The 4,351-nt window shown below is 43.8% G+C and carries 5 protein-coding genes; all 5 read right to left on the bottom strand.

The genetic code is table 11. The annotated features are described in order from the left end of the window. The coding region (locus tag GXO74_08930) for a xanthine dehydrogenase (GenBank protein ID NOZ61794.1) at positions 1–434 on the bottom strand (434 nt) is incomplete at its 3' end. 194 nt (positions 435–628) lie between these two features. Beyond that, a complete protein-coding gene (gene ychF / locus GXO74_08925) occupies positions 629–1,696 on the bottom strand; it encodes a redox-regulated ATPase YchF (GenBank protein NOZ61793.1) in 1,068 nt (355 codons plus the stop codon). 181 nt (positions 1,697–1,877) lie between these two features. Then, complete coding sequence (locus GXO74_08920) at positions 1,878–2,945, bottom strand: hypothetical protein (GenBank protein ID NOZ61792.1); 1,068 nt, start codon at positions 2,943–2,945, stop codon at positions 1,878–1,880. Between the two features lie 163 nt (positions 2,946–3,108). Continuing rightward, positions 3,109–3,894 carry an EcsC family protein gene (locus GXO74_08915; GenBank protein NOZ61791.1) on the bottom strand — a complete coding sequence of 262 codons (786 nt, stop codon included), beginning with the start codon at positions 3,892–3,894 and terminating at the stop codon, positions 3,109–3,111. A gap of 303 nt (positions 3,895–4,197) precedes the next feature. Continuing rightward, the coding region (locus GXO74_08910) for a ribonuclease Z (protein ID NOZ61790.1) at positions 4,198–4,351 on the bottom strand (154 nt) is incomplete at its 5' end.

The following is a 4,351-nucleotide window of genomic DNA, read 5'->3' as shown; positions in this document are numbered from 1 at the left end:
TCAGGATGAACCAACGGAGCGTCTGACTCAAGCGCGCGCCTGGGATCGGTCAGCACAGGCAATTCCTCAATTTCAAATTTCACCTGTTCGGCCAGCGATCTCAAATTTTGCTCATCTTCACCGACAAGCAGCGCCACGACATCGCCCGGAGTGACGATTTTCTCGTTGCAAAAAATGGGCTGATCATGGCGGATGATACCAACTTTATTTTTCCCCGGGACATCCCGCCAGTCACAAATTGTGACCAGCCCCGGAGCGTTCTCGATGGCTGAAAAATCGATGGATTTGATTTTCGCATGACTCGCTGGCAATCGCACTGCTACGCCGTAAAGCTGGTTCGGCAAATTCCAGTCGTCGGCGAATTTAGCTTTTCCGGTCACCTTTGCGTAGCCATCGGGACGAATGACTGGTTTTCCTACGATGTTGAATTTCATATTTCTCTTCTGTCTTATTTTGAAAATAATATTTTATACGCCTCGAAGACTCAAAGTTTATTAGCCTTAATTATTAGCCACAGACGGACACGGATGAGCACGGATTTTTGTTTTATCCATGGCATCAAATTTTTATTCCCAAAACTAAAAATCAGTGTCAATCTGTGTGAATCCGTGGCTTTTTCAAAACAAAATCACACCGCAAATCGAATGCTCAGAATATCGCCGTCTTTCACTCGATAATCTTTTCCTTCCAATCGAAATTTTCCATTACCGCGAATGGCTTTTTCAGAGCCAGCAGCGATTAAATCTTCGTAATGAAAACACTCGGCGCGAATAAATCCCCGCGCCAGATCAGAATGAATGGCTGCGGCGGCTTCCAGCGCTGTGTCGCCGTCATGAATTGTCCAGGCGCGAACTTCGTCCTTGCCCACGGTGAAAAAGCTGATGTATCCCAGCATCTGATAGACAAATCGAGTCAATCTGTCGCGCGCTGATTCTCGGATACCCATATCTTCCATGAACATTTCTGCGTCTTCTTCCGACAATTGCGACAGTTCCATCTCAAACCTTCCGGCGAATTCGATCACATCGTGTGATTTTCTAATCTCGGTGAGCAACGCTTCATTCTTACCGAAATTTTCTTCAGCGGAATTGAGAATAACTAAAAATGGCTTCTGCGTCAGATACTGATAGCCACGAATCACTTTTTGTTCATCTTTATCCAGATTGATCGAACGGACAGGCTGTCCTTGTTCCAGTGCATCACGGATACGCTCCAGCACTTTCTGCTCAAAAACTAATTCGTTTGTCTTTTTACCGCGCGTGAACTGGTATGCGATACGCTCCAATCTGGTTTCTGTAAAAATAAGATCTAATAACATCATTTCATCCGTCATCGACTGAATGTCCCCCAACGGATCGTTTTTTTCCTCAAGGTCGCTCTCAAAATTCCTGATCACAAATGCCAGAGCATCCATTGTTTTTATTAAATTCAACAACTCGGGTGAAAACGTGCCCTCTTTAGCCGATCCGGCAGCCATGCCCACAAAATCGACTATTTCGATGGTGGCAAACGTGGTCTTTTTCGGCTGGTACATTTCCGACAATTTTCTTACGCGATCATCTCCGACTTCTACTATCGCCACATTCGGCTCAGCTTTTGCATTGGAATACGCATTCACTTCCGCCTGCGATTTTGTCAATGCATTAAAAATCGTCGTCTTGCCCGAATTCGGCAAACCTACTAATCCTAACTTCATCTCTTACTGATTACTCCTCTCATATCTTTTGTTTCCTCCAAATTTTTCAATTGTTCCTGCACATTTCTGTGTTTTCAAAGAACATGAAAAATTGGTGTTTATTGTCCACAGTTTATAGTTCGGAGTTTATAGTTTTGAGCTCGAAACTCTAAACAAGTAACTCGAAACCCGAAACCCGCAACTAATATTTCCCCAATTCTTTCGCCCATTCAGTAATTTTCCTGAAATCTTCCAGACTGACCGTGGAAGGCACCGAATGATCCGAGGAAAAAATGTAACCGCCATTTTCTTTCACAACAGGAATCACTCTTTCCATTTCGGCGCGAATTTCATCGGGTTTATCCCATAGCACAGCGTTGATACCTCCGTGCAAAACAAGTTTGTCCCCAAAATCCTTTTTCAATTGCACCGGATCCATTCCCGCTTTTACTTCCAGCGGATTCAGTGCATCCACACCCATTTCGATGAATTCGGGCACGAACGGATTCACATCTCCGCAGGAGTGAAGATGCAATTTGACCCCTTTCTCGTGCGCCCATTCAACTGCGCGTTTGTGAAATGGTTTCAGCACTTCGCGGTAAGTTCGGAGCGAAAAAAATTGGCTATTTTTATAGCCTAAATCATCGGGAAACGTTACGCAATCAAAGCGATAACCTTTCTCCCAGATCATGTCGTTCATTTTTAGATAAAAATCCAACAAAGTCGAAAAAATATCCCGGCACCAATCCGGGTCTTCCATTAAAGCAACCAGCATCCGCTCCGTGCCCACAATCCACGAATGCACAATGTCAAATCCGAACCATAATTGCGTTTGAATCCAATAGCCCTCCTTTTGCCAGCGGGGATAATTTTTCTTTAAAAAATCCCAATCAATCCATTCCGGCGATGGCTGCAGTTTCTGTTTCGCTTTTTCCCAGCGATCCGGTTCCGTGATTTCGTAATGCAAAAATTCCGGCGTTGAAGCGGCATGTTTCCACTGTCTTAAAACAGTGCCCCAGATATTTTTGTAAATTCCGTATTGGTCAGTTTCTTCAACAGTTTCAACTTCATCCCAGGGAGCCGGTTGAATGAAAATATTTGCGACCCTGTCGAGATCAAAATATTCTTCAAAACTGACATTTTGGGGCATGCCTTCCCGTTGCCAGCGCTCAATGGTTGCATCCCAGGGGGAATCAATAATCGGGATCCTGTCTGCTTCCTGGTGGGCAAACATTCGCACGAATCTTTCTTTTGATGTCATGGGAGCCATATTCAACCTTTTAGTTAATAAAAATCACACCCACCAATTCCACAAATGCTTTTTATAAGGTATGAATTTTTCGGAAAACTTTCAATAAAAATATCAATTTTTATCAACAGAGGCAATACTACGAACCTTTGAAAGGTTTATCTCTCTGTGGCTATTCGATCAGTTACTCCAGATTTTCATAAGCCCTTTGCACCACTTCCTGCCCATAGATTCGTTCAAGGCGGCGAACAATGAAGTGTCCCCGCGCCATTCTTTGAAAATGATCGATAAAAAGCGTGTTGACTGTTGCCCCGCCGACTGCTCCGACAAGCGGGATTGCCATGGCAGCAACTTTTTCCGAGACAACCGTTCCGAATCTGGAAGCAATCGCGGAAATTAGTCTCACTAAAGCCGGAGCGCTCTCTTGAGCAGTTCCCGTTTGTGCGATAAAACTGGCAGCATCGGTCACAAGTTTGGATAAAGTCAGCCGCACTGCATAATACCCTGTTTCTGCAGCATCATCTTGGGTTGACTTTCCTCCCAGGGCAAAGACCTCAAGGCAACTCAACCTTGATTCAATTTGATTAAGATCTTCGCCTTCACTGCGAGCGATATCGGCAATGGATCTGAGCATTATAACCGTGGAGACCGGCAGTTCCACGGCAAGGCCTGAAATGCCAAAAGCACCGCCGAGCGCCCCGCTTGTTCCGACTACAATTTTGTGAAAAAATTCCGAAGCCAACCGCGGTTTTCCCAATGACGCTACGGCAAAATGCAATCCTTTTTCCAGTGAATTTTTCGTCGCAATATTGACGATTCTCAACCAATTGGGTGGCAAAAGCCGAAATCCCCGCTCGATTGGTTTTGCCAGCGCATCTGTCAATCTCGCTGCCAAGCCGGGATTTTCAAGTAATTGCTTGGCGAATTGAAGGTCGAGCAGGTCATTTTCTGTCAGTTTATTTCTTCTCATAATTTTCCGATTTTTTCTGAATTAAAAGGTGAACTTTCATAAATTTTATTTTCACCACCAAGGCTCGAAGACACGAAGATTATTTTTAATTATCCTGTAAAATTCCAAATGCTCTCAGAGATTTTAGATACTCATGGACTATCATAAATAATCTTTTGAAGCATACAAGAAATTCACTTTAAATCTGTTTTTTGCATACTGATTATTTGGGATACGAACAAATAGCCAAAATCACACAAAGAAAATCCGTGTTAATCCGTCTAATCCGCGTGTATCCGCGTGCTATTCTCTATGTTGCCATCTTTACTTTAGCAATCTCTTACTTCTCGGCAAATCAAAACGCTGCAAATCTTCCAACGCAGTGACCTGGTTAAACTCCTGCTCAGCTTCACGAACAAAATCCCCGCTGTCAGAGTAAATTTGAGAAAAATGAGTCAGATACAATTTTCTCACTCCA

This window comes from Calditrichota bacterium (assembly GCA_013152715.1).
Taxonomy (GTDB): Bacteria; Zhuqueibacterota; Zhuqueibacteria; order Thermofontimicrobiales; family Thermofontimicrobiaceae; genus 4484-87.
This window is presented reverse-complemented; position numbering and strand designations above follow the sequence as displayed.

What these genes read in the sequence shown, in the direction of transcription:
- GXO74_08915 (NOZ61791.1), bottom strand. Translation starts at nt 3,894, where the DNA reads ATGAGAAGAAATAAACTGACAGAAAATGACCTGCTCGACCTTCAATTC.
- GXO74_08920 (NOZ61792.1), bottom strand. Translation starts at nt 2,945, where the DNA reads ATGGCTCCCATGACATCAAAAGAAAGATTCGTGCGAATGTTTGCCCAC.
- ychF (NOZ61793.1), bottom strand. Translation starts at nt 1,696, where the DNA reads ATGAAGTTAGGATTAGTAGGTTTGCCGAATTCGGGCAAGACGACGATT.